This window comes from Brevundimonas sp. (assembly GCF_030704825.1).
Lineage (GTDB): Bacteria > Pseudomonadota > Alphaproteobacteria > Caulobacterales > Caulobacteraceae > Brevundimonas.
The window spans coordinates 133,552-155,597 of the sequence record NZ_JAUYNX010000014.1 but is presented as its reverse complement, the minus strand read 5'-3'; the positions used below and the strand labels follow the sequence as shown (position 1 = coordinate 155,597).

General features: G+C 68.1%; 16 protein-coding genes. 5 read left to right on the top strand and 11 right to left on the bottom strand.

What is annotated here, in order from left to right; all coding sequences use genetic code 11:
* Position 1: 1 nt before the first annotated feature.
* The 5 genes from Q8Q71_RS06315 to Q8Q71_RS06295 are packed head-to-tail and all read right to left on the bottom strand — an operon-like array spanning position 2 to position 5,509.
* Positions 2 to 2,188 (bottom strand): chemotaxis protein CheA, encoded by a 2,187-nt coding sequence (locus tag Q8Q71_RS06315; RefSeq protein ID WP_305758780.1) that lies wholly within the window; start codon positions 2,186 to 2,188, stop codon positions 2 to 4.
* A 2-nt stretch (positions 2,189 to 2,190) separates the two neighbouring features.
* Complete coding sequence (locus tag Q8Q71_RS06310; RefSeq protein WP_305758779.1) at positions 2,191 to 2,556, bottom strand: response regulator; 366 nt, start codon at positions 2,554 to 2,556, stop codon at positions 2,191 to 2,193.
* Positions 2,553 to 2,834, bottom strand: coding sequence for an STAS domain-containing protein (locus Q8Q71_RS06305; protein WP_305758778.1), 282 nt, complete (start codon positions 2,832 to 2,834; stop codon positions 2,553 to 2,555). The genes Q8Q71_RS06310 and Q8Q71_RS06305 overlap by 4 nt, the downstream gene beginning before the upstream one ends.
* Positions 2,834 to 4,753, bottom strand: a complete 1,920-nt coding sequence (locus Q8Q71_RS06300) for a methyl-accepting chemotaxis protein (protein ID WP_305758777.1) — start codon at positions 4,751 to 4,753, stop codon at positions 2,834 to 2,836. The genes Q8Q71_RS06305 and Q8Q71_RS06300 overlap by 1 nt, the downstream gene beginning before the upstream one ends.
* Positions 4,754 to 4,801: 48 nt before the next feature.
* Positions 4,802 to 5,509, bottom strand: coding sequence for a TorF family putative porin (locus Q8Q71_RS06295; RefSeq protein ID WP_305758776.1), 708 nt, complete (start codon positions 5,507 to 5,509; stop codon positions 4,802 to 4,804).
* A 350-nt stretch (positions 5,510 to 5,859) separates the two neighbouring features.
* Here Q8Q71_RS06295 and Q8Q71_RS06290 point away from each other — a divergent pair, with 350 nt between their 5' ends.
* Both Q8Q71_RS06290 and Q8Q71_RS06285 read left to right on the top strand, forming a co-directional pair.
* Positions 5,860 to 7,230 (top strand): sensor histidine kinase, encoded by a 1,371-nt coding sequence (locus tag Q8Q71_RS06290; protein ID WP_305758775.1) that lies wholly within the window; start codon positions 5,860 to 5,862, stop codon positions 7,228 to 7,230.
* The gene (locus Q8Q71_RS06285) at positions 7,227 to 8,012 is read left to right on the top strand and encodes a response regulator transcription factor (protein ID WP_305758774.1); all 786 of its coding nucleotides are present in this window, start codon (positions 7,227 to 7,229) and stop codon (positions 8,010 to 8,012) included. The genes Q8Q71_RS06290 and Q8Q71_RS06285 overlap by 4 nt, the downstream gene beginning before the upstream one ends.
* Positions 8,013 to 8,690: 678 nt before the next feature.
* Here Q8Q71_RS06285 and Q8Q71_RS06280 read toward each other — a convergent pair.
* From Q8Q71_RS06280 to Q8Q71_RS06265, 4 genes are all read right to left on the bottom strand, one after another.
* A complete protein-coding gene (locus Q8Q71_RS06280) occupies positions 8,691 to 9,677 on the bottom strand; it encodes an ABC transporter permease (protein WP_305758773.1) in 987 nt (328 codons plus the stop codon).
* Positions 9,674 to 11,209 (bottom strand): sugar ABC transporter ATP-binding protein, encoded by a 1,536-nt coding sequence (locus Q8Q71_RS06275; RefSeq protein WP_305758772.1) that lies wholly within the window; start codon positions 11,207 to 11,209, stop codon positions 9,674 to 9,676. Before Q8Q71_RS06275 ends, Q8Q71_RS06280 begins: the two co-directional genes overlap by 4 nt.
* Complete coding sequence (locus Q8Q71_RS06270) at positions 11,206 to 12,162, bottom strand: substrate-binding domain-containing protein (RefSeq protein WP_305758771.1); 957 nt, start codon at positions 12,160 to 12,162, stop codon at positions 11,206 to 11,208. The genes Q8Q71_RS06275 and Q8Q71_RS06270 overlap by 4 nt, the downstream gene beginning before the upstream one ends.
* A 61-nt stretch (positions 12,163 to 12,223) precedes the next feature.
* Positions 12,224 to 14,317: a phytase gene (locus tag Q8Q71_RS06265; protein ID WP_305758770.1), complete on the bottom strand. Its 2,094-nt coding sequence runs from the start codon at positions 14,315 to 14,317 to the stop codon at positions 12,224 to 12,226.
* Between the two features lie 198 nt (positions 14,318 to 14,515).
* On the opposite strand from Q8Q71_RS06265, the gene Q8Q71_RS06260 reads away from it, so the two are divergent.
* On the top strand, positions 14,516 to 16,912 hold the full coding sequence (locus Q8Q71_RS06260) for a TonB-dependent siderophore receptor (RefSeq protein WP_305758769.1): 2,397 nt from the start codon (positions 14,516 to 14,518) through the stop codon (positions 16,910 to 16,912).
* An 83-nt stretch (positions 16,913 to 16,995) separates the two neighbouring features.
* Here the strand turns inward: Q8Q71_RS06260 and iolG (Q8Q71_RS06255) are convergent, their stop codons facing one another.
* Together iolG (Q8Q71_RS06255) and iolG (Q8Q71_RS06250) are read right to left on the bottom strand one after the other, a co-directional pair.
* The gene (iolG, locus tag Q8Q71_RS06255) at positions 16,996 to 17,973 is read right to left on the bottom strand and encodes an inositol 2-dehydrogenase (RefSeq protein WP_305758768.1); all 978 of its coding nucleotides are present in this window, start codon (positions 17,971 to 17,973) and stop codon (positions 16,996 to 16,998) included.
* Positions 17,966 to 18,970: an inositol 2-dehydrogenase gene (gene iolG, locus Q8Q71_RS06250; RefSeq protein ID WP_305758767.1), complete on the bottom strand. Its 1,005-nt coding sequence runs from the start codon at positions 18,968 to 18,970 to the stop codon at positions 17,966 to 17,968. Before iolG (Q8Q71_RS06250) ends, iolG (Q8Q71_RS06255) begins: the two co-directional genes overlap by 8 nt.
* A gap of 146 nt (positions 18,971 to 19,116) precedes the next feature.
* Here iolG (Q8Q71_RS06250) and Q8Q71_RS06245 point away from each other — a divergent pair, with 146 nt between their 5' ends.
* Together Q8Q71_RS06245 and iolC are read left to right on the top strand one after the other, a co-directional pair.
* Positions 19,117 to 20,010, top strand: coding sequence for a MurR/RpiR family transcriptional regulator (locus Q8Q71_RS06245; protein WP_305758766.1), 894 nt, complete (start codon positions 19,117 to 19,119; stop codon positions 20,008 to 20,010).
* Positions 20,011 to 20,098: 88 nt separating this feature from the next.
* Complete coding sequence (iolC, locus tag Q8Q71_RS06240) at positions 20,099 to 22,045, top strand: 5-dehydro-2-deoxygluconokinase (protein WP_305758765.1); 1,947 nt, start codon at positions 20,099 to 20,101, stop codon at positions 22,043 to 22,045.
* Position 22,046 lies beyond the last annotated feature (1 nt).

The window sequence follows — 22,046 nt, the reverse complement described above, 5'->3', positions numbered from 1 at the left end:
ATCAGCTCGCGAGTTTGAGTTCAGGACGCGCCGAGCGCCGGCGGGCGTTGGCCACGATGGCGTCGACATCGAGGATCAGGGCGACCCGGCCATCGCCCAGGATGGTGGCGGCGGCGACGCCCTCGACCTGCTGGTAGTTGGTTTCCAGGCTCTTGATGACGACCTGGCGCTGTCCCTGAATGGCGTCCACCAGCAGGGCGGCGCGGAAGCCGGCCTCGGTCTCGATGACCACGGCCACGCCGGTTGCGGCGACCACGGGTTCGGTCCGGAAGCCCATCACCATGGCCACGTCGATGAGAGGGACGAACTCCTCACGGAAGCGGATCACGGCGTCGTGCCCGCCCACATGGTGGATGTCCTGGGGGCGGGGGGTCAGGCTTTCCACTATCGCTGTCAGCGGCGCGACCAGGGTCTGCCCGGCGGCGCTGACCACCATTCCGTCCAGCACGGCCAGGGTCAGCGGCAGGCTGAGGGTGAAGGTCGAGCCCTTGCCGGGCGTCGAGGCGATCGTGATCCGGCCGCCCAGGGCCTGGATCGACCGGCGCACCACGTCCATGCCCACGCCGCGCCCCGAGACGTCCGAAACGGTCTCGGCGGTCGAGAAGCCGGGCAGGAAGATCAGGTTGTCGATCTCCTCGTCGGTCAGGGCCGCCTCGTCGGTGATCAGGCCGCGCGACACAGCGATGCCGCGCACGCGTTCGCGGTTGATGCCACGGCCATCGTCGCTGATCTCGATGACGATGCGGCCGGACCGATGCAGCGCCACCATCCTGACCGTGCCCTCCACCGGCTTGCCGGCGGCGAGGCGGTCGTCCGGGCCTTCGAGCCCGTGATCGATGGCGTTGCGCAGCATGTGGGTGATCGGCTCGGCCAGGCGTTCGACGACGGTCTTGTCGACCTCCGTCGCCTCGCCCTCGGTCACCAGCCGTACGCGCTTGCCGGTCATCTCGGCGACCTCGCGAACGAGGCGCGGCATCCGCTGGAAGACGGACTTCACCGGCTGGGCGCGGATGGCCATGACGCTGTCCTGGATCTCACGCGTCAGCAGCTCGAGATCCTCGAGGCCGACGGAGACGCCTGAAGACCTCGCCAGACCACTCTCGACCACCCGTTGCGCCAGCATGGCCTGCTGGATGACCAGTTCGCCCACCACATTGATGAGCCGGTCGACACGGTCCAGATCGACCCGGATGGTGATCGCGGGGGCCGACTGGTTAGCGGCGGCTGGCGCTGCGGGTGCGGGAGCCGGGGACGGCGCGGGGGCGGCCGGCGCGGCGGGCGTGGGGACCGGGTCGGAGGCTTCCGGGGTCTGCACCCGGGCCAGCAGGGCGGCGAGGTCGAAGTCGTCCGCAGGGGGCGGAGCAGGATCGCTGACCGCAACGTTCGCGGTCGGCGTGACGGCGAGGTCGCAATCGCTTTCGACGAAATCGAACACCTCGCGGATCGCCGCTTCTCCGGCCTCTGCTTCGATGTCGACGGTCCAGGTCAGATAGCCTTCTTCAGCGACGAGGTCGGCCAGATCGGGGAGGCCTGAGGCGTCGAGGGCGACGCTGACGGACCCCAGCCGCGCCAGTTCGCGCAGCAACAGGCCGGTCTCGTTGGCGTGGGCGTACATCCGTCCCTGGGGGCGGAAGACCACGCGCCAGACCGTTTCGGCGGGTGCGGCCGCCGGGGCGGGTCCGTCCAGCGCGGAGAGGTCGAAGGCGACCGGGCGGAAGCCGAAGGCGTCCGGCTCTGCGGTCCCGACGGCGTGCGCGGAATCAGCGGCAGGGGCGGCCCCGGCGGCCCCGCTCTCGCCGTGGGTGAGCAGTTCAAGCTCGGCGACGAGGCCGGCGGACCGGGCTTCGTCGACGGCGGGGGCCTGGCCGCGGGCGGCGGCGATATGGTCCGCCAGCAGGTCGGCGGCGCGCAGCAGTGTCTTGACGGTCGGGTCGTCGCACGGCCTGCGGCCTGAGCGGATCTCGTCGAGCAGGGTCTCGAACACATGGGCGAAGCGCACCAGGTCGTCGAGACCGAAGGCCCCTGCCCCGCCCTTGACCGAGTGAACGGCGCGGAACACGGCGTTGACGGTCTCGTCGTCGGCGGAGCCTGCCTCGATGGCCAGCAGGCCGGTTTCGAGATCGCCCAGCAGTTCGTCGCACTCCTGGAAGAAGGTGACCTTGATCGCTTCGAACGGATCGACGGTCATGGTCAGGCCGCCACGCGTCGGACGGCTTCGACCAGTTTGACCGGATCGAACGGCTTGACGATCCAGCCGGTCGCGCCGGCGTCGCGGGCGCGCTGCTTCTTGGCCGCGTCGCTCTCGGTCGTCAGGACGAGCACCGGGGTGGCCCGGTGATTGGGGTCGGCGCGCATGCCCTCGATGAAGCCGAAGCCATCCATGCGCGGCATGTTGATATCAGTGATGACGACATCAGCGCCCTCGGCCGAGAGAGTTTCCAGTCCGTCGATGCCGTCGACGGCCTGGATCACCCGGTAGCCGGCCTCCACCAGGGCCAGCATCAGCATGTCCCGCATGGTCCGGGAGTCGTCGATGGTCAGGACTGTCTTGATCACGCAGGATCTCCCGGTTGTCCGGCGGCCCAGGCGGGCGCCCCGAACGCATTCCATTGATCGGTGAAGGCCCCGGAGACCGGACTCACCACAAGGCTGTGGCCGTCCGCCGCCCAGGTCTGCCGGGCCGACAGGAGGACCTGAAGGCACAGTCCCCCCAGTCGCTCGACGGACGAGCCGTCGAGGGCCAGCGAACCGCCGCGGGCGTCCAGAAGCTGGACCCGCAGCGCCTCGGCCGCCTGGATGTCCAGGACGGCCGGCAGGGCGAGAACGGGCCCCATCAGAACTCTTCCCAGCCGTCTTCGGCGGCGACCGGGGAGGGCTTGCGGGCCGCGCCGCCGCGACCAACCGTCTTCATGGCGGTGACGGTGCGATGGACCGGGCGCGGGGCTGGACGTACCGGAGCGACAGCGGCGACGGCGCCGAGCTGGAAGCGTGACACCGATCCGGCCAAGGTCTCGGCCTCCTGCGACAGCGAATGGCTGGCCGCGGTGGACTGTTCGACCATGGCAGCATTTTGCTGGGTGACCTGGTCCATCTGGTTGACGGCGGTGTTGACTTGCTGGAGGCCGGTGGCCTGTTCCTGGGCCGACGCGGCGATCTCGGACACCAGGCCGTCGATCTCGGCGACCCGGCTGACGATGCGCTGCAGGGCCTCGCCCGTCTGGCCTACCAGGCTAACGCCGGTATTGACCTGGCTGCTCGAGGCCGAGATCAGCACCTTGATCTCCTTGGCCGCCTCGGCCGAGCGCTGGGCCAGGGCCCGCACCTCGGAGGCGACCACGGCGAAGCCGCGACCGGCGTCCCCGGCCCGGGCCGCCTCGACCCCGGCGTTGAGGGCCAGCAGATTGGTCTGGAAGGCGATCTCGTCGATGACGCCGATGATCTGGCTGATCTCCTGCGAGGATTTCTCGATCGCGCCCATGGCTCCGACCGCGTCGCGGACGACGTTGCCGCTTGTCTCGGCGTCGCCCTTGGCGGCCTGGACTGTCTCGGATGCCTGGCGGGCGCCGGCGGCGGTGCGGTTCACTGTGGCGGTGATCTCGTCCAGGGCGGCGGCGGTTTCCTCCAGGCTGGCGGCCTGCTGTTCGGTGCGGCGCGACAGGTCGTCGGAGGCCTGGGCGATCTCGCCGGCGCCGGAGCGGATGGCCGAGACGTTGCCGGCCACCACCGACATGGCGTCTTTCAGCTGGCTGATGGCGGCGTTGAAGTCGGCGCGCAGCTTGGCGTAGTCGGCTGGGAATTCCTGGTGGAGGCTGAAGGTCAGGTCGCCACGCATCAGGTGATCCAGACCTTCGCCGAGCGCCTCGACCACGACGGCCTGTTGCCGGGCGGCGACGTCTGCGGCTTCCTGGTTGCGGGCTCGCTCTGTCTCGGCCGCCCCGCGATGGGCGACGGCCTCGGCTTCCACGCGCAGCTTGTCGAGCGCGGCGTCGCGGAAGGCGAGAATGGCGATGCCGACCTTGCCGAACTCGTCCTTGCGCAGGGCGCAGGGAACCACGATCGAAGTGTCGCCCTGGATCAGACGCTGCATGTAGCCGATCAGATTGTGAATGGGCTGCACAATGGCCCCGGTCAGCACCCAGCCCGCGGCGAGCGCGATCATGGCGGCGGCGATCAGACCGACGACCAGGGCGATCAGGGCCGTCCGGGCGGCGTCCGCCTGGGCCTTCGTGGCGGCGTCGAGGTGTTCGGCGTTGACCGCGTTGGCCTTTTCCATCGCCTCTTCGACCTTGCCGATATACTCATCCGCCACGCCCCGGCGACCGACCATGGCGAGCGCCTGCGAGCGGGTGGCCGGATTGGCGGCGAGGCCGCTGCCGACGACGACGATCTTCTCGAACCATTCGTCGGCGGCGGATTCCATCGCCTCGACCTCGGCGTCCATGTCCATGTGAGGGACGTTTCTCAGGTCGGTCAGCGCTTTCTTGAAGTCGGCCCGGTGGCTGTCGAGGCGCTCCAGGTAGTAACGGTCCCCGGAGATGAGATAGCCGCGGAAGCTGTTCTCCTGCCGTCCCAGCTTCAGTTCGGCGAGGGCGGTGTCGCGCACCGCCTCGTTGGCTTCGGTGCGGATGACGCCTGCGCGCTCCATAGCCTGAAGGTTGAAGAAAATGACCGCGCCCATGGCGACGATCGCGAGCAGCACCGCCGAGAAGGCGATGGCGAGCTTGCGGCTGACAGGGAGATTGGTGAGAGACACGGGGGGGGTTCCTTCGGTTGCCAGGTGGCGAACGCAGCGAAATCGGGATCAGAACGAAAGGGCGAGCGAACCGACGAGGCGGCCCTCGTAGGCTTCACCGAAGCTGTGGCTGTCGGTGTCGTACCAGCGCACGTCGAGGGCGATCCGGTCCGTCAGCTTGCGCTTCACACCGGCGTTCCAGGCGACGTATTCGGCGCCGCCGTCCGCCGAGCGGTCGGCCACGGCGACCGTCGCCTTTGTCTTGCCGTCGATGGCGACGCCACCCTGCAGCTCGACCCACCAGGCTTCCTGCGTGCCGCCGGCGCCGTCCGGCGTATAGTTGACCCGCAGACGGGTGCTGACGGGCCCCAGCTGACGTGAGGCGTCCGCCTGATACTCCCAGTAGTTGCCGTCGTAGCCGGGGTAGGCGCCTGGCAGGTCCCGGTTCATCACCGAGACGTCGAATTTGAACCCGGCGAACTCCGGCCGGTAGCCGGCGGCGACGATGACCTCGGCATGGGCCCCGGAGCTGAGGTCCGCACTGGACGCGAAGGCGCTGGCGTAGAAGTCGCCGCCCTCCACCTCGACCGATCCGAAGATGCTGGGGCTTCCGTCGCTCTTGCCGAGGCCCTTGCCGACATATTCCGTGGCGACCCCGACCTGGCCCTCGAACGACTGGGCGTTGGCCATCGTGGGAACGAAGCAGGCCGCGAACAGGCCGAGGGCGATCGGGGTTCGGCGGAGGCGACGGTCGGAGCGGGTGGCGGGAACAGTCATGGAACTCATCGGCCTTTCTGGCTGTGTTCCCCCAGATTTGACCGCCCGCGGAATATATTTCCTGAACCGGTGAATAGGTATGAGTACCTAGATCGGACGGCGCGAGGGCCGTCCCCGGCCGGCGGTCGCGGTGCGTCCTGGGCGCGCAGATCGCCGCTGCGGTTCAAGGGAGCGCCGGTTAACCATGATTGGTTAAGCAATTTCCGATCCCCTGCTCCAGTCGCACGCGGTCGCGTGCCTTTAGCAGCGCCAGTTCAGTGTTTTTCCCTTCCGTGCGGCTCGCCGGTGTATCGGCATTCCAGGCAATTCAGGCCCGGCCGTGGGCGGGATATGCGGTCGCCGTCCTCGCCGTGTCGGTCGCCGTGCTGCTTCGGGCCGGGCTGGAGACCGTCGGTCAGTTCTACTACCTGCCCATGGTGCCCGCCGTAGTCGCCACCGCGGCCGTGGCCGGACGCAAGGCGACGGCCTTGGCCATCGCCCTGTCCATCGGGGCCAATTCGCTCCTGGTGGCGCGGGAAAGCCATCTCGACGCGGTCGTCAACGCGGGGCTCTTCGCCCTGGTCACCTGGCTGACGGCCGAACTGTGCTGGAGCCTCCGGGCCTATCGCCAGCGGACGGGCGAGTTGTCCCAAAACCTCGCCCATCGCGAGGAAATGCTGGAGACCATCCTCGCGTCGGCGCCGGTCGTGGTGCTGGATCGCGCCGGCCATATCCGGTTCATCTCCCCGTTCGCCTGCGCCCTCCTCGACGTCGCTGAGGACGACGCGATCGGCCGGGCTATCAGCTCCTTCGTGGACGAGTTCGACATCGGCGACTTCCACACCGGCGAAGAGGCCCTGGCGGGCGAGACGGACCGGGTCTGGACCTGCCGCCGCGGGAGCGAGACCTTTCCTCTCGGCATCCAGCTGGGCTTCATGCCGACAAGCTACCCCCACAGCCATGCCGTGCTCTGCCTGGCGGACCTGACCCAGGCCCATCTGGCGGACGAGCGCGCCCGGACGCTGCATCTACAGCTCAGCCGGGTCTGGCGTCTCAACTCCCTCGGAGAGATGGCTGCCTCGCTGGCCCACGAGCTCAACCAGCCCCTGACGGCAGCCGCCACCTATCTCGAGGCCGGTCAGATCGATTTGAGAGGGGCCGGGCCCATGGGAGAGAACGCCAGCCGCACCATCGGCCTGGCCAAGAGTCAGCTGCTGCGGGCCGGCGGGATCATCCGCCATATGCGCGAGCTGCTGGCGCACGAGAGCCGCGGTCTGGCCGGCGAGCGAGTCTCCTCCATGGTCGTCGACCTCAAAGGGGTGTTCGCCATGATCGAGCGGAGCGAGGATGTGCGGATCGATGTCCGGGTGGACGACCGGGCCGACCGGGTCAGGGCCGAGCGGATCCAGTTCCAGCAGGCGATGGTCAATCTGGTGCGGAACGCCGCGGACGCCCTGGTCGGGCGGCCGAACCCGCGGATCATGATCGTGGGGCGGCCCCTCTCCGACGATCAGTACGAGGTTCGGGTCGAAGACAACGGATCGGGCATTCCGCCCGAGGAGCTGGAAACGATCTTCCGGCCCATGATGACAACCAAGACCGGCGGGATGGGGCTGGGACTGTCGGTCACACGCACGATCGTCGAAAGCCATGGCGGCGCGCTCGGGGTGGAGCGCAGCGACCTGGGCGGAGCCGCCTTTTCATTCAGCCTGATGCGCGAACAGGCGCTGGAGGACGCATGACCGACCATTCCGTATTCGTGATCGACGACGACGACGCCGTTCGCGACTCCCTGCTCTGCCTTCTCCGGGCCGACGGCATCCGGACCCGAGCGTTCGCGAGCGGGCCCCAGTTCTTCGATAACTTTCCCGACGTGCCCTCGGCCTGCGTCGTCACCGATGTGCGGATGCCGGGGATGGACGGCGCCGAGGTGGTCCGACGGCTGAAAGCGCTGAAGGGCCACTCTTGGCCGGTAGTGGTCATCACCGGCCACGCCGAGGTGCCGCTGGCGGTGCAGATGATGAAGGCCGGCGTGGTTGACTATATCGAAAAGCCGTTCGAGCCGAACCGTCTGATCGAGGTCGTGCGCGGGAGCCTCGCCCATCTCGACGACGAGTTGCTGCATCGCAAGGCGACCGAGGTCACGGCGCAACGGCTGGCACGCCTGACGCCGCGGGAGTCCGAGGTGTTCCAGGCGCTGATCGAGGGGTGTTCTAACAAGCACATCGCCAACGACCTCAGGATCAGTCCCCGGACGGTGGAGATTTTCCGGTCGAAGGTGATGGAGAAGATGGAGGCCGCCAACCTGTCCGCCCTGATCCGGATGGGCCTGCAGGCCGGGCAGCCCCGAAACCCGCCTCTTTCTCTTGCCGGCCGACCCATGCGGGATTGCCTCCAGGACCGCCCGCGTCCGGGTGCAGCCGGCGACCGGCTGGTCGCCGACGGGCGGGCGTACTCGAGGCCCGCTACGCCCGCGACTCCGGGCCGGACGAGCCGCGGGTCTGGTACGAGGGCGCGCCCCTGACCGACCGCCGCCGTCGTAGAGGATCTGCGCCGTGGTCGCGCCCGCCGTCGTCTGCCTCAGACGGCCCCGCGGATCGGAGGCCAACCTCCCGCTGCCCGTTGTCATCAAGAATGGCCAAGGTAGTCGGGTAGCTGGGCTTGGTGCCGCCGTACTTCGCGATCAACCGCAGGCCGTGAAGCGGGCGCTTTCATAGTCCGCGTGGAGTCAGAACGCGACTTCTCGAACGGGTCGCACCGCAACACCCGCGACTGCCTGCACCCGTAGATTTACTCCCGTAAGGCTACAGGATCGCACTGTCCGAACCCGGCAGCTAAAGTCTCTCAGTCATTCACGAAATCCCCTCGCCAGAGGCCGCACCCGCATGCCCGAGCCCTACTCCCACTCGATTGGATCAATCAGCATAAGATATTGTCACCAAATGACTTTTCTTGCCTTCCAGCATTAACACCGACCCGCCTACCGACGGAATCGGGACGATATTGAAAACTCAGGACAAATAGACCGAAGTAAATTCCGAGTGATGACGGTGCCTCTTGCGACCTATTGACGACCGAATAACCGCGGGAGCAGTCCGAATTTCGCGACCACTCTTTTGGATATTCGATGATGCCGAGCAACGGAAATACCGTCACAAGAAGGCCGCTCGCTCCGGATTCTCCGATCATGTCCAAGGTTCTGTCATGATCCCACTACGCCACGGCGAGACTTGGCGTAGGTGTCGAAGGCGACGGCGGCGACGATGATGACGCCGATCACCACCTGCTGCAGATAGGCTGACACGTTCATCACCACGAGACCGTTGGTCAGCACTCCGATGAGCAGGGCCCCGACGACCGTGCCGCCTATGCCGCCCAGTCCGCCGAACAGGCTGGCGCCGCCGATGACCACCGAGGCGATGACGCGCAGTTCGTAGCCCGAACCCGCCACTGCCTCGGCCGAACCGAGGCGGGCCGAGAGCAGGAAGCCGGCCAGGCCCGAGAGCAGGCCGACGAGCACATAGACGCTCGACAGGATCGCCTTCACGTCCAGCCCGGCGAGGCGCGCGGCCTCGGGATTACCGCCGACGGCGTAGACGTGGCGGCCGTACCGCGTGTGGCGCAGCACCACATAGCCGGCCAGGGCGACCGCCGCGAACACCAGCACCGGAACCGGCACGCCCAGAACCTGGCCCGATCCCCACCAACGGAACGACGCGTCCAGGCCGCTGACCGGGGCGCCGTCGTTGACCATCAGGGTCGCCCCGCGCCAGACGGTCAGTCCGCCCAAGGTGACGATGAACGGCGGCACGGCCAGCCAGGTGACCGCCTTGCCGTGGACCAGGCCGACAGCCGCGCCGGTGGCCAGGGCGACGACCAGCGCGATCAGCCAGCCCGCCGAATCCGGCGCGGCGAAGGAGGTCGAGGCGACGGCGGCCACGATGCCGCTGAACCCGACCAGCGATCCGACGGCCAGATCGACCCCCCGGGTCAGGATCACGAAAGTCATGCCGACGGCTATGACCCCGTAGATCGAGACCTCCGTGAGGATGTTCGAGATGTTTCTCGCCGACAGGAACCGCTCGTTCTGGGCCGCGAAGAACAGAGCGAGAGCGACCAGGACGATGGCCGAGCCGTAGCGCTCGAGGAATCGCAGCCAGTCGAAACGGGGGGTCCGGGCGTCGGTCATGTCATCCGCATTCCATCGGGGGTGGCGGCCGGCCCCATCATCATCGCCATCAGCCGGCCCTCGTCCGCCCCGGATCGGTCCAGTTCGCCCGCTAGCGCGCCCTCGTGCAGCACGACGATGCGGTCGCTGAGTTCGAGCAGTTCCGGCATGTCGGACGAGATGACCACCACGCCGATGCCGCTTTCGGCGAGGTCGAACAGGATCTGGTGAACCTCGGCCTTGGCGCCCACGTCCACGCCGCGGGTCGGCTCGTCGACGATCAGCACCCGGGGCCTCAGGGCCATGCAGCGGGCCAGCAGGACCTTCTGCTGGTTGCCGCCGGACAGGGCGCCGATCGTGGTCGCGTCCGTGGGAGTCCGGATGCGCAGCCGGCGGACGTAGTCGTCGACCAGCGACGCCTCGGCCCGTTCGTCGATGAAGACGCCCAGGCGGGACAGCTTGCCCAGGCCGGGAAGGGACAGGTTCCAGCGAACCGAATGATCCATGAAGCAACCGTCGGCCTTCCGGTCCTCGGGGGCGAGCGTCAGTCCGGACGACATGGCCTCGGCCGGCGAGCGAAACAGGCCGCGGCGCGGACCGTCGCCCATCCACAGCACGCCCGCGCAACGGCCGTCGGCGCCGAAGATCGCCCGGGCCAGTTCGGTCCGGCCGGATCCGACAAGGCCCGCAAGGCCGAGCACCTCCCCTTCCCTCACCTGCAGGGCCAGGTCGGACAGGGCCGTGCTCCGTCCGCGCGGCCGGGACACGTCCGCGACCCGAAGAGCCACGGGACCCGGGGCGCTTCGGGTCCGCGTCGCCGGCCGGACATCCCGTCCGACCATGGCCGCGACGAGGTCAGGCGCGGCGACCTCCCGAACCGCGCCCTCGCAGACAAAGCGGCCGTCGCGGAAGACAGTGTACCGGTCGCAGACCGACAGGACCTCCGCCAGCCGGTGGGTGACATAGATGATGCTGACGCCGTCAGCCTTGAGGGCCCGGACCGTCCGGTGAAGCTGTTCGACCTCCCGGCCGCTGAGCGCCGCCGTCGGCTCATCCATAATGATCAGCCGCGCCTCGAGGGTCAGGGCCCGCGCGATCTCTACCATCTGCTGAAGCGCGACGCTGAGGCCGCCGGTGATCGCTGTCGGCGGCAGATCAAGCCCCAGCCGCCCCAGCACCGCTGCGGCGTCGGCGTTCAGCCGCTTCCAGTCGACGAACGGGCCCCGCCTCGGTTCGCGGCCGAGGTACAGGTTCTCGGCCACCGTCAGGCCGGGGATCAGGTTGAACTCCTGGTAGACGGTGACGACGCCCGCCGCCTGCCGTCGAGCGGGGGTGTCGGCCGGGTCCAGTTCCACGCCACCCAGCACGATCCGGCCGGCGTCCGGCCGAAGCGCGCCCGACAGGATGCGCAGCAGGGTGGACTTGCCGGCGCCGTTCTCGCCCAGCAGGGCGTGCACCTCGCCGTGCGCGACATCGAGACGGACGTCGCCGAGCGCCAGCACGCCCGGAAACCGTTTCGAAACCCCGCGGACCTGGAGGAAGCCGGGAGTCATGCCACCTCGTCGAGGCGCTCGGCTTTGGCGAGGGTGGCGCGCGTGATGACGACCGGCGCGATGCTGACCGACGTGAGGGGTGACCCGCTCCGGATCGCGCCGACGACCTGTTGCAACGCGGTCCTTATCTGCCGGCTGGGGCTCTGTTCTATGGTCACCGCCATCGAGCCGGAACGGATCAGCCGAAGCGCCTCCGGCGTGGCGTCGAAGCCGAGGACGGACACCCCGTCGAGCCCCGCCGTCCGCAACGCCTCGATGGCCCCGAACGCCATGTCGTCGTTCTCGGCCAGGATCACGTCGGGGCGACCCGAGCTGAGGGAGGTCAGGATGTTCTGGGTCACCGTCAGGCCCTGGTCCCGCGACCAGTTGGCCGACTGTTCGGCGACGAGGTTGTAGCGCCGTCCGGCCGCCGCCAGCGCCGCCTTGACCCCCCGGGTGCGGTCGATAGCCGAACTGCTGCCGGGTTGCCCGGTCAGCAGAACGATGCGGGCGCCCCCGGGGAAGGTCCGGGTGATCCACTCGACCATCATCCGCCCGCCGGCCACATTGTCGGCTCCCACGTGAGCCACCGGCGCGGTTGCGCCCTCGATGCGCCGGTCGACAGTGATGACCGGCAGTCCCTCCTCGAGGATGGAATTCACCGCCGGCGCCAGGGCGTTGACGTCCGTGGGCGCCAGGATGACGCCCTTCACCCCCTGCACCAGGGCCGCCTCGATGTCCGCCGACTGTTTGGCGGAGTTGGCCTGACCGTCCAGCACCGTGACCTCGACGTCCAGCCGCGTCGCCTCGGCCATCAGTTCACGTCGCATGACCACGAAGAACGGCTCGGCCATGTTGTGAAAGCTGACGGCGATCCGGTCGCGGCCGCCCCCGCCGCCGCAGCCGGCCAATCCTCCGGCCGAGGCGATCGCGACGCCTCCCGCCAGCGCACTCCTGCGTGTCATCCCGGTCATGCCCGCCTCCTCCACCCTGCTACAGGTCTAGGGCGCCGGGCCGGTTGGCGCGAGGGACTGCTCACCGCATCTCCAGGTCGAGGGCTTCGGCGATCCGGCTCCATGGGATGTATTTGTAGTTCTGGAACTCGCCGGGCAGCACGTTGCGGCCGTCCTGCGCGATCAGGGCGCCGTGTTCGAAACCGGGGCCGAGGTTGGCGCTGCTGACGTCCAGGCCATCGGTCTCGGACACGCCGTCGACGCCGGCGCGGCCGTCGGCCGCCACCGCGAACGAGCCCAGATAGGCCTGGTCGCCTTCGCGCCGGTACACGGCGTAGGTGTTGTTGCCCTGGCTTGAGACGACCAGGTATCCACGGCCGCCCCCGAGGTCGTACAGGCCGACGCCTTCGAGATCGTCCTTGATGGCCGGATTGGCCTCGACGCGGTCGACCGCCTGCATGGCCGCGCCGCCGTCGGGCTCGGCGCTCATCCGCCACAGGGCGACATCCTCCTCGTTGACGAAGAGAAGTCCGGTTTCGTCGTCGGCGACGCAACCCTCGGCTTGCGACGAGAAGGCGAAATCACGCACCCGCTGGATGCGGACGCGGCCATTGCCGGAGTCGATCAGCTCCCACTGACGCATCTCGCCATTGCTGTCGTTGATGAAGACGTAGGTCTTGCCGGTGGCGGCGCTACGATACATGCACTGGCCGTAGGGATCGCCCTGCTCGGCCGCCTGTACGCCGTCACTGATGTCGATCAGGCGCCGTCCGGCGGTGTCGAGACGGTAGATGGCGACGGCCTTGCGGGTCCGGTCGCTGGCGGTGACCAGCACGATCGGCTCGCCGCCCAGCATGAAACCGGAGCGGAGGTCGACATTGTTCATCTTGCCGTCGGGCAGGTGCTGCAGCACCCGGCCTTGCATGTCGTAGAGGTACAGTCCCGACTTCTTGTCCGTCGCCACGATCAGGCTGGCCGCAGGATCAGAGGGGTTGGCCCAGATCGCGGGGTCGTCCGCGGCGTCGCCGGCGCTGATGACGGGAACCGTCTCATACAGGGCCTTGACCGTGGGGACCGGCGGCGCGGGCGCCGCAGCGGGATCCTGCGCGACGCCGAGCGGCAGGTTCAGGGCGCCGAGCAGGCTGGCCACGGGAACGATCTTGTAGTTTGCGCCGCCCTCGGCGTCCTCGTCGGCGGCGATCAGGGCACCCGCCGCCAACCCGCCGCCGAGCGCAACGCTGGCCGCGTGCAGGCCGCCGGGTTCGCCCACGGCCACGCCGTCTTCGCCCACCAGCGAAATGGCGCCGACCCAGGCGTCGTCCTGGTCGCGGTCATAGACGTAGAGCCGACCGCTGGAGGCGTCGGAGGCGATCAGATAGCGCGCGCCCTCTCCGCCATCATACAGGGCGACGCCTCCGACTTCCTCGGTGATACGGCCCAGACGGGGCGCGTCGATCAGCACGGGGGTGGCGTCGGTCTCGGGATCGCCGTTGAAGCGCCACAGGCCCACGGCCTGTTCGGACACATAGATCTGGCCGCTCGCGTCATCGGCGACGCAGTGCTCGGCGGGCGACGGCAGGTTCAGGCGGCGCGCCTGGCGGCTGTCGACCCGTCCTTCGTCATCAACCACGACCAGATGCTGGTCTATCTCGCCCCCGTCTCCGACGGCGACGAGATAGAGGAGGCCGTCCGAGGCGTTCTGGAACAGGCACACGCCCTCGACCGCGAAGCCGAGCGGAACCGCCCGCGCGCCGACTTCGCTCAACACATCGCCGGCCATTGAAAAGAAGCGCAGCGAGTTGGTCGTCGTGTCGGTCGAGACCAGCAGGTTCGCGGGACGCCCCGCCAGCATAACACCGTGCCGCACATCGACGCTGCCGGCTTCGCCAGCCGGCGTCGCGCCACGGCGCTGGCCGTCAAGGCCATACACTTCCAGGCCGCCGAGGCCCGCGGTGGCCACGATACGGCTGTTCGCCGGTTCAATCTGGTCGAACACCAGCACGGCCCGGTTCGCCTGTCCGCCGTTCGTCGGCGCGGTGTTCGCCCGGGCGGCGACCGCGCGGGCGGCCGCGGCGGGCGGGCCCACTTCGTCCTGGGCCGTCGCGCACGAGGCAAGGCCGACCGAGCCGGCGAACGCCACGGCCGCCAGCAGTGGCCCGGTTATGTTGCGTCCCATCATGCTCACTCCCTGTTCGCGGCGCCCGGTACGTGCCAGCCACCTGCTTTCGTCCCTGAACGATAGCCATACCCGCCGGTTCTGCAAGATATATTCCATTACTATTGCCAAATAGAATGTTTGTTCGTAACCTCCTCGACAACAAGCCGCCCCTCGCTCCAATACCGGAGGAGAGGACGGAGTCGGGGAGAGACAGAGATGCGCGCCTATCGTCGGATGGCCCTCAAGGCCGCACTGTTGGGCACCTGCCTGATGACGCCCATGGCGGCGTTCGCGCAGGATGGATCCGATCCTGCGCCGCAGGAAGCTTCGGACTTGGACGACGTCATCGTCACGGGCACGATCCAGTACCGCGACCGGACCAACACGACGGCCCCTGAACTGGTCTACGACCAGGAGTTCTTCGCCAAGTTCGAGCCCACCTCGGTCGGCGACCAGCTGCGGCGGGTGCCGGGCGTGGCCTTCACCAGCGACGTGGGCGAGGCGGATGCGCCCCAGCTGCGCGGCCTCGGCCAGGGCTTCACCCAGGTGCTGGTCAATGGCCGCCCCATTCCGGGGGCGGGCAACGACCGCTCGGTCTTCGTCGACCGCATCCCCGCCGAGATCATTGACCGGATCGAGATCGTCCGCTCGCCCAGCGCCGACATTGACAGTCAGGGCGTGGGCGGCACGATCAACATCATCCTCAAGGACGGCGAAAGCCTGCCGCCCGGCGTGATCGCCCGCGTCGGCGCGACCTACGATGTCGACGCCAGCCGGACGCGGCCGAACGCATCGGTGTCCTGGTCGGGGCGCAACGCCAGCGACACCCTGCTGTACTCCATCACCCTCGACGCCCAGCAGCGCTTCAACAACAAGGATGTGGTCGAGGAGGTCTTCGAGGAGGACTCGGTCGGCTTCGACGCCGAAGTCGCCGCTGGCGGCATGGGCCGCAGTCTCGTGCAGTTCGACGACCCCAGCCAGTCCGTCGCGGTCGAGCGCGTCGAGGAGCAGGACAGCCGGGACTCGACCGACCTGTCGTTCAACGGCGACCTGACCTGGCGGATGTCCGAGAACACCAGCCTGCGAATCGACGCTTTCGCCCTGAGCACCAGCCGGAAGGAACACCAGGACACGGTGATCTATGAAGGCGACGGCTCCGTCGGCGGGCTGGATCTGGCCAATCCGGAGTTCGAGTATCAGGACGCCGACTTCAACCAAGACAGCATCGGCGCCTCGGCCCTGTTCGAGACTGTGCTCGGCGAGAACACCGATTTCGAAGCCCAGGTCCGCTTCAACAACTTCCGCGACGACAGCGTCGAGGAAACCTTCGAGGACACGCCGACCGACCTCGTCGAGCGTGAATCCATCGACGCCGACGACACCGAATGGACCGCCGACGCGTCTATCACCCACCAGTTGGTCGGGCTGGCCTCCGCGATGGGCATCGACGGGGTCGAACTGAAGGTCGGCGTTTCCGGCAAGCTGAAGGACCGGGAGTACGGCCTGACCCTCGAGGAAGACCTGGCCGATCCGGACTACGCCACCAACGACGGGCAGTTCACCTACGAGGAAACCCGCCTCGACGCCTTCGCCCGCATCGAATGGGAGCTCACCCCGTCCCTGACCCTGCAGACCGGTGTGCGCGCCGAAAGCACCAAGACCGAGATCACCTTCCAGAACGATTTTCTGGAAGGCGGCGTGCTCGACGACAGCATTTCCGGCAGCTCGGAGAGTGACGAGTTCATGCTGAACCCGTCCGCCCACCTGGTCTGGAAGGTGACGAACAACGACCAGCTCCGCTTCAGCGCCGCCCGTACGGTGCGCCGCCCGAGCATCGATCAGCTGATCCCCGCCTTCTCGGTGGAATCGCCGGGTGACGAGGACGTCACCATCGGCAATCCTGACCTCGGCTTCGAGACTTCGGTCGGCTTCGATATCGGCTACGAGCGTCGTTTCGCGGGCCGCGGCATCTTCGGCGTCAATCTGTTCTCGCGTCAGATCACGGACCTTATCGGCCTCGTGAACACCGGAGACTCGGTGGCCACCATCGGGCTGGATCCGGCCGACTACCCGGGCGGCCTGTACAGCTACCGGAACATCGGTGACGCAGAAGTTCACGGCATCGAACTGGACCTGTCCACGCCGCTGACCTTCCTGGGGCTGGACGAGACTGGCGTGTTCGCCAACTACACCCGCCTGTGGTCCACCCGAGACGATCCCGACGGCGTGGGCGAGATCGCGATCGATTACCAGCCGGACTATATCTACAACTTCGGCGTCACCCAGAACCTGCCCAGCATCGAGGCGAGCTTCGGCTTCAGCTACCAGAAGCAGGGCGAGTCGCGCTTCGTGACCTTCGGCGAGATCGAGAGCCAGATCTACGACGGCAACCTGGAAATCTTCCTCGAGAAGCGGCTGGGCGAGAACATCGTCCTGCGCCTGACCGGCACCAATCTGCTGGACGCCGAAAGCCAGCAGGCCGAAGCGGGCTTCGACGGCGACAACGGCGAGCAGATCCTGGCGAACCAGGCCGCCTATAACGTCGATGCGTTCGAGGTCGAGCGCGAGGGCTCGTCGCCCAAGATCACCCTCACCCTGCGCGCCGTCTTCTAGAACAAACGCCCTTCTGAACGACTGAGGCGGCTTCCACCGGAAGCCGCCTCTCTTTTTGCGCGGGATGTGACGTGGGCCGGCGGCTAGAGCCTGACCACCGCGCCCGTCTTCACGGACGCGGCCGCGGCTTCCGCGAGCGCAAGCGCCGCCACGCCGTCGGCGTAGCCCACCGACGGAACCGCGCCGTCGAGAATGTCCGCGAAATGCGCCATCTCCCGCCGATAGGCCTCGGCGTAGCGGTCGAGGAAGAAATTCTGGAACCGGTCCGCGGACGCCCCGGCTTCGTTCCACACCTGCACGGTGCTCTCGAGCACATTGTCGGCGCGGACCATCCCGCCCGAGGCGTAGGCCTCGATACGCTGGTCGTAGCCGAACCCGGACCGCCGGCTGTTGGAGATGACGCACAGCTTGCCGGAAGGCGTCTTCAGCACCGTCCTTGCGGTGTCGACGTCGCCGAGGCGGCCGATCTCGGGGTCGACCAGGCAACTGCCGGCCGCATAGACCTCGGACGGCTCCTCGCCGAGCAGCCATCGCGCCATGTCGAAGTCGTGGATGGCCATGTCCTTGAACAGGCCGCCCGACACCGCGACGTAGGCCGGCGGCGGGGGCGACGGATCGTTGGACGTGATCTGCACGCTTTCGAGCGAGCCGACGGCGCCGCTGTCCAGCCGCGCCTTGAGGGCCTGGAAGTTGGGATCGAAGCGCCGGTTGAAGGCCAGCAGCATGCGCGCGCCGGAGAGGTCGCCCGAGACGGATCGCGCCCGTTCGAGGTCCTGGTCGATCGGCTTTTCGCAGAAGATCGCCTTGCCGGCCCGTGCCGCGCGGACGCTGTAATCCAGATGGGTGTCCGTCGAACTGGCGATGATCACACCGGCGATCGAGGGATCGTCCATGACCTCGTCGAGGTTCAGGACGGGCGCGCGCCATTCCCCGGCCAGCGCGGAAGCGGCCTCGGCCATCGGATCCACAACGCCCGCGAGGATGAGCCGATCGCTCAGAGCTGTGTTGCGGGCGTGAATACGGCCGATCCGGCCAGCGCCGATCAGGGCGACCTTATGCATGGGCAGACTCCTCGAGTTTGACGACGGTCCCGCTACGCGCCGACCGGTCGCAGGCTTCGGCCAGGACGAGGGCCGCGACGCCGTCGGCGTATCCGACCAGCGACCTGGCCCGACCGTGTAGCACCTCGGCAAAATGGTCGACCTCGGCGCGATAGGACCCGGCGTAGCGTTGCATGAAGCCCGGCTGGATCGGCGCGGCCAGGGCGCCCGTCTCCGTCAGCGTGTGCACGTCGTCCAGCGCGACGTTGCCTGCGGAGAGCATGCCACGCGAGCCGAACGCCTCGAGGCGCTGGTCGTAACCGTAGCCGCTGCGGCGGGTGTTGGAGATCACGCAGAGCCGTCCAGCGGTCGTCTTCAACACGGTGCGCGCCGTATCGAAGTCGCCGAGGCGGCCGATCTCCGGATCGACCAGGCAACTGGCCGCCGCAAACACCTCACGGATCGGCTCGCCGAGCAACCAGCGCGCCAGATCGAGGTCGTGGATGGTGAAGTCCTTGAACAGCCCGCCGCTGGTCGGGATGAATCCCGGCGGCGGCGCGGCCGGGTCATGGTTGATCAGGTGCAGGCTTTCGAGGCGGCCGATCTCGCCCGCATCGAGCCTGGCCTTGAGCGCCCGGAAATGCGGATCGAACCGGCGGTTGAAGGCGAGGATGAGCCGGGCCTCAGAAAGCTTCGCGGCGGCGGCCGTGACCTTCGGCAGATCGAGGTCCAGCGGCTTCTCGCAGAACACCGCCTTGCCGGCGGCGACCGCGGCGAGGACATGGTCCAGGTGCTGGTCGGTCGAACTGCAGACCAGAACGCCGCCGATCTCCGGGTCCGCGAGGGCGACGTCGAGCTCGACGTGCGCCGCACCGAACGGCCCGCCGACGGCGGCGGCGGCCTCCGGTCGGGGATCTATGACGTAACGCAGGCGCAGGCCGGGATGCCGGGCGGCGTTGGGGCCGTGGATCGAGCCCATCCGGCCGGCGCCGATCAGCGCGACATCGATTCTTTCCAACGCCCGGCTCCCCTGTTGTCGACCGCACTCACCATGGAACTGATTTTCTGTCCATCCGTGAAATAGAATTTCTATCTGTCGCAGCTGCATTCCATTGAGCGGGACCTTCGGGACCGCTAGGCTGTGGAAAATCCCGGACCTCAAGCATGACCGAACTGACCACTCCCCCCGCGTCGGCCGAGGAACTCCGGGCCGCCATTCTGGAACGCTACGACTCGCTCAGCAAACGCCTGCAGCAGATCGCCCGCTATGTGCTGGACGAGCCCAACGCGGTCGCGCTCGAGACCTTGGCGGTGCTGGCGGATCGCAGCGGCGTGCAGCCGTCAGCCATCGTGCGGTTCGCCAAATCGTTCGGCTTCGACGGCGCCACCCAGATGCAGAGGCTGTTCCGCGACGGCCTGCTGTCCGGCAACACCTCCCTCGCCTATGGCGAACGGGTCCGTCAGTTCAGTGAAACGGTCGGCGGCAAGGTCGTGGGCGACCCCGGTCAGGTGCTCGCGGAGTTCATCGAGGGCAACAGCCTGGCCCTGCGCAATCTCGGCGAGATCGTCGGCGCGGAAGAGATGTCCGCCGCCGTGAAAATGATGGCCGAGGCCGACACTATCTATGTCGCCGGCTTCCGGCGCTCGTTCCCGGTCGCCGCCTACATCGCCTACTCGCTGCATCAGGTCGACAAGAAGACGGTGTTCATCGACAGCGTCGGCGGCATGACCCGCCAACAGATCCACGGCATCACGCCGTCGGACCTGCTGATCGCCGTAAGCTACCATCCCTATGCCGAGGAGGCGGTCCAGCTGGTCGAGGCGGCCGTGGAGCGGGGATGCAAGGTTCTGTCGATCACCGACAGCCTGGTCAGCCCGGTCGCCAAGCCCGCCAGCCTGGTGTTGCAGGTCCGCGAGGCGGAAATCCGCAAATTCCGGTCCCTGTCCGCCTCGATGTGCCTGGCGCAGGCGCTGGTCATCTCCTTCGCCTTCTCGACGGCCCAGACCGCCCGCAACCCGTCCGCCCTTAGGGAAACCGGGGATCGGAACGCGATATGAAACACACGTTGCGAATGTTCTACGGTTAGAATATACGTTACATTCATGGGGCGGCGGGCCCTGCATCCGGTGTGGAAGACGCGACTTGATGGCGAGATCCCAAGGTCCCCTTGATCTGATCACCGTCGGGCGTTCGTGCATCGACCTCTACGGCCAGCAGATCGGCGGCCGGCTCGAGGACATGGCGTCCTTCGCCAAATACGTCGGCGGCAGCCCCACCAACACCGCGATCGGCGCGGCCCGGCTGGGCCTCAGGACCGGCGTTCTGACGCGGGTCGGCGCCGACCATTTCGGCCGCTTCATCCGGGAACAGCTGGAGCGGGAAGAGGTCGCCGTCGACGGGGTCCTGACCGACGCCGAACGCCTGACCGCGCTGGTCTTCCTCGGCATCCGGGACCCGGACACCTTCCCGCTGATTTTCTACCGCGAGAACTGCGCCGACATGGCGCTGACCGTCGATGATGTCGACCCAACCTTCATCCAGTCCGCCTCGGCCGTCCTGATCAACGGAACCCACCTGTCCCGGGAGGCGGTGTTCGCCGCTTCCGTGAAGGCGTGCGAACTGGCCCGCGCCGCCGGCGGCAGGATCGTCTTCGACATCGACTACCGGCCCGTCCTGTGGGGGCTGACCGGCAAGGACATGGGCGAGAACCGCTTCGTCGCCGATGACGCGGTCACCGCCCGCCTGCAAAGCGTGCTTGGCCTGTGCGACCTCGTCGTCGGCACCGAGGAGGAGATTCACATCCTCGGCGGGACCACCGACACCATCGCCGCCCTGCGCGCGATCCGCGAGCGCACCGACGCCCTGCTGGTCTGCAAGCGCGGCCCCGACGGATGCTCCGCCTTTCCCGGCGCGATCCCGGATCACCTCGATCAGGGCGTGGTCGGCCGGGGGTTCAAGGTCGAGGTGTTCAACGTCCTGGGCGCCGGCGACGCCTTCATGGCGGGGTTTCTGCGCGGCTGGCTCAGGCACGAGCCGCTGGCGACCTGCTGCGACTACGCCAACGCCTGCGGCGCCATCGTGGTCTCCCGGCACGGCTGCGCTCCGGCGATGGCCACGTGGGAAGAGCTGCAGGCTTTCCTGACTGGCGGCGAGCGCCCCTTCCGCCTGCGCGAGGACGCCGGGCTGGAGCATCTCCACCGGGCGACGACGCGCGCCAGGAGGTATGACGACCTCACCGTTCTGGCCATGGACCACCGCACCCAGTTTGAGGACCTGTGCGCCAGGATCGGGGCCGATCCCGCCCGTATCCCGATCTTCAAGGCCCTGACCCTGAAGGCGGTCGACCGGCTCGCCCGCGGCGACTCGCGCTTCGGGGTCCTGCTGGACGGGCGGTTTGGAATGCGCGGTCTCGAGGCCGCGGCCGACTACCCCTACTGGATCGGCCGGCCGATCGAACTGCCGGGCTCCTGCCCGCTCGAATTCGAGAGCCCGGCGGACGTCGGCGCCGAACTGGCGACATGGCCGTCGAACCACGTCGTCAAATGCCTGGCCCTGTACCATCCGGACGATCCGCGGGAGCTGCGGGACCGCCAGGAACGGCAGCTGCTGCGCCTGCAGGACGCCTGCCTGAAGACCGGTCACGAACTGCTGCTCGAGATCATCGCCTCGAAGAGCGGGCCCGTGGATTCGCGCACGGTATCGCGCGCCATCCAGCGGCTCTACGATCTGGGCATGAAGCCCGACTGGTGGAAGCTGGAGCCCATCGACGATCCCGCCGCCTGGACTGAGCTGGAACGGACGATCACGGCCAATGACCCGCACTGCCGCGGCGTGCTGCTGCTGGGCCTGTCCGCGCCGCAGGATGAACTGATCGCCTCCTTCTCGGCCGCAGCGCCTGCTCCGATCGTCAAGGGTTTCGCGGTCGGCCGGACCATCTTCACCGACGTCGCCGAGCAATGGCTGTCAGGCCGGATCGACGACGAGGCCGCCATCGCCGACCTGTCGTCCCGGTTCGCCGTGCTGGTCGACGCCTGGCGGGTCGCCCGGGCGAGCGCGGCCGGATCGGCGCCGACCATGGTCGCGGCGGTCTGAG

Excerpts from the sequence above, each read along its gene's own strand:
- Q8Q71_RS06315 (WP_305758780.1), bottom strand. The coding sequence starts at position 2,188 with ATGACCGTCGATCCGTTCGAAGCGATCAAGGTCACCTTCTTCCAGGAG.
- Q8Q71_RS06305 (WP_305758778.1), bottom strand. The coding sequence starts at position 2,834 with ATGGGGCCCGTTCTCGCCCTGCCGGCCGTCCTGGACATCCAGGCGGCC.
- Q8Q71_RS06295 (WP_305758776.1), bottom strand. The coding sequence starts at position 5,509 with ATGACTGTTCCCGCCACCCGCTCCGACCGTCGCCTCCGCCGAACCCCG.
- Q8Q71_RS06285 (WP_305758774.1), top strand. The coding sequence starts at position 7,227 with ATGACCGACCATTCCGTATTCGTGATCGACGACGACGACGCCGTTCGC.
- Q8Q71_RS06280 (WP_305758773.1), bottom strand. The coding sequence starts at position 9,677 with ATGACCGACGCCCGGACCCCCCGTTTCGACTGGCTGCGATTCCTCGAG.
- Q8Q71_RS06275 (WP_305758772.1), bottom strand. The coding sequence starts at position 11,209 with ATGACTCCCGGCTTCCTCCAGGTCCGCGGGGTTTCGAAACGGTTTCCG.
- Q8Q71_RS06270 (WP_305758771.1), bottom strand. The coding sequence starts at position 12,162 with ATGACCGGGATGACACGCAGGAGTGCGCTGGCGGGAGGCGTCGCGATC.
- Q8Q71_RS06265 (WP_305758770.1), bottom strand. The coding sequence starts at position 14,317 with ATGGGACGCAACATAACCGGGCCACTGCTGGCGGCCGTGGCGTTCGCC.
- Q8Q71_RS06260 (WP_305758769.1), top strand. The coding sequence starts at position 14,516 with ATGCGCGCCTATCGTCGGATGGCCCTCAAGGCCGCACTGTTGGGCACC.
- iolG (WP_305758768.1), bottom strand. The coding sequence starts at position 17,973 with ATGCATAAGGTCGCCCTGATCGGCGCTGGCCGGATCGGCCGTATTCAC.
- Q8Q71_RS06245 (WP_305758766.1), top strand. The coding sequence starts at position 19,117 with ATGACCGAACTGACCACTCCCCCCGCGTCGGCCGAGGAACTCCGGGCC.
- iolC (WP_305758765.1), top strand. The coding sequence starts at position 20,099 with ATGGCGAGATCCCAAGGTCCCCTTGATCTGATCACCGTCGGGCGTTCG.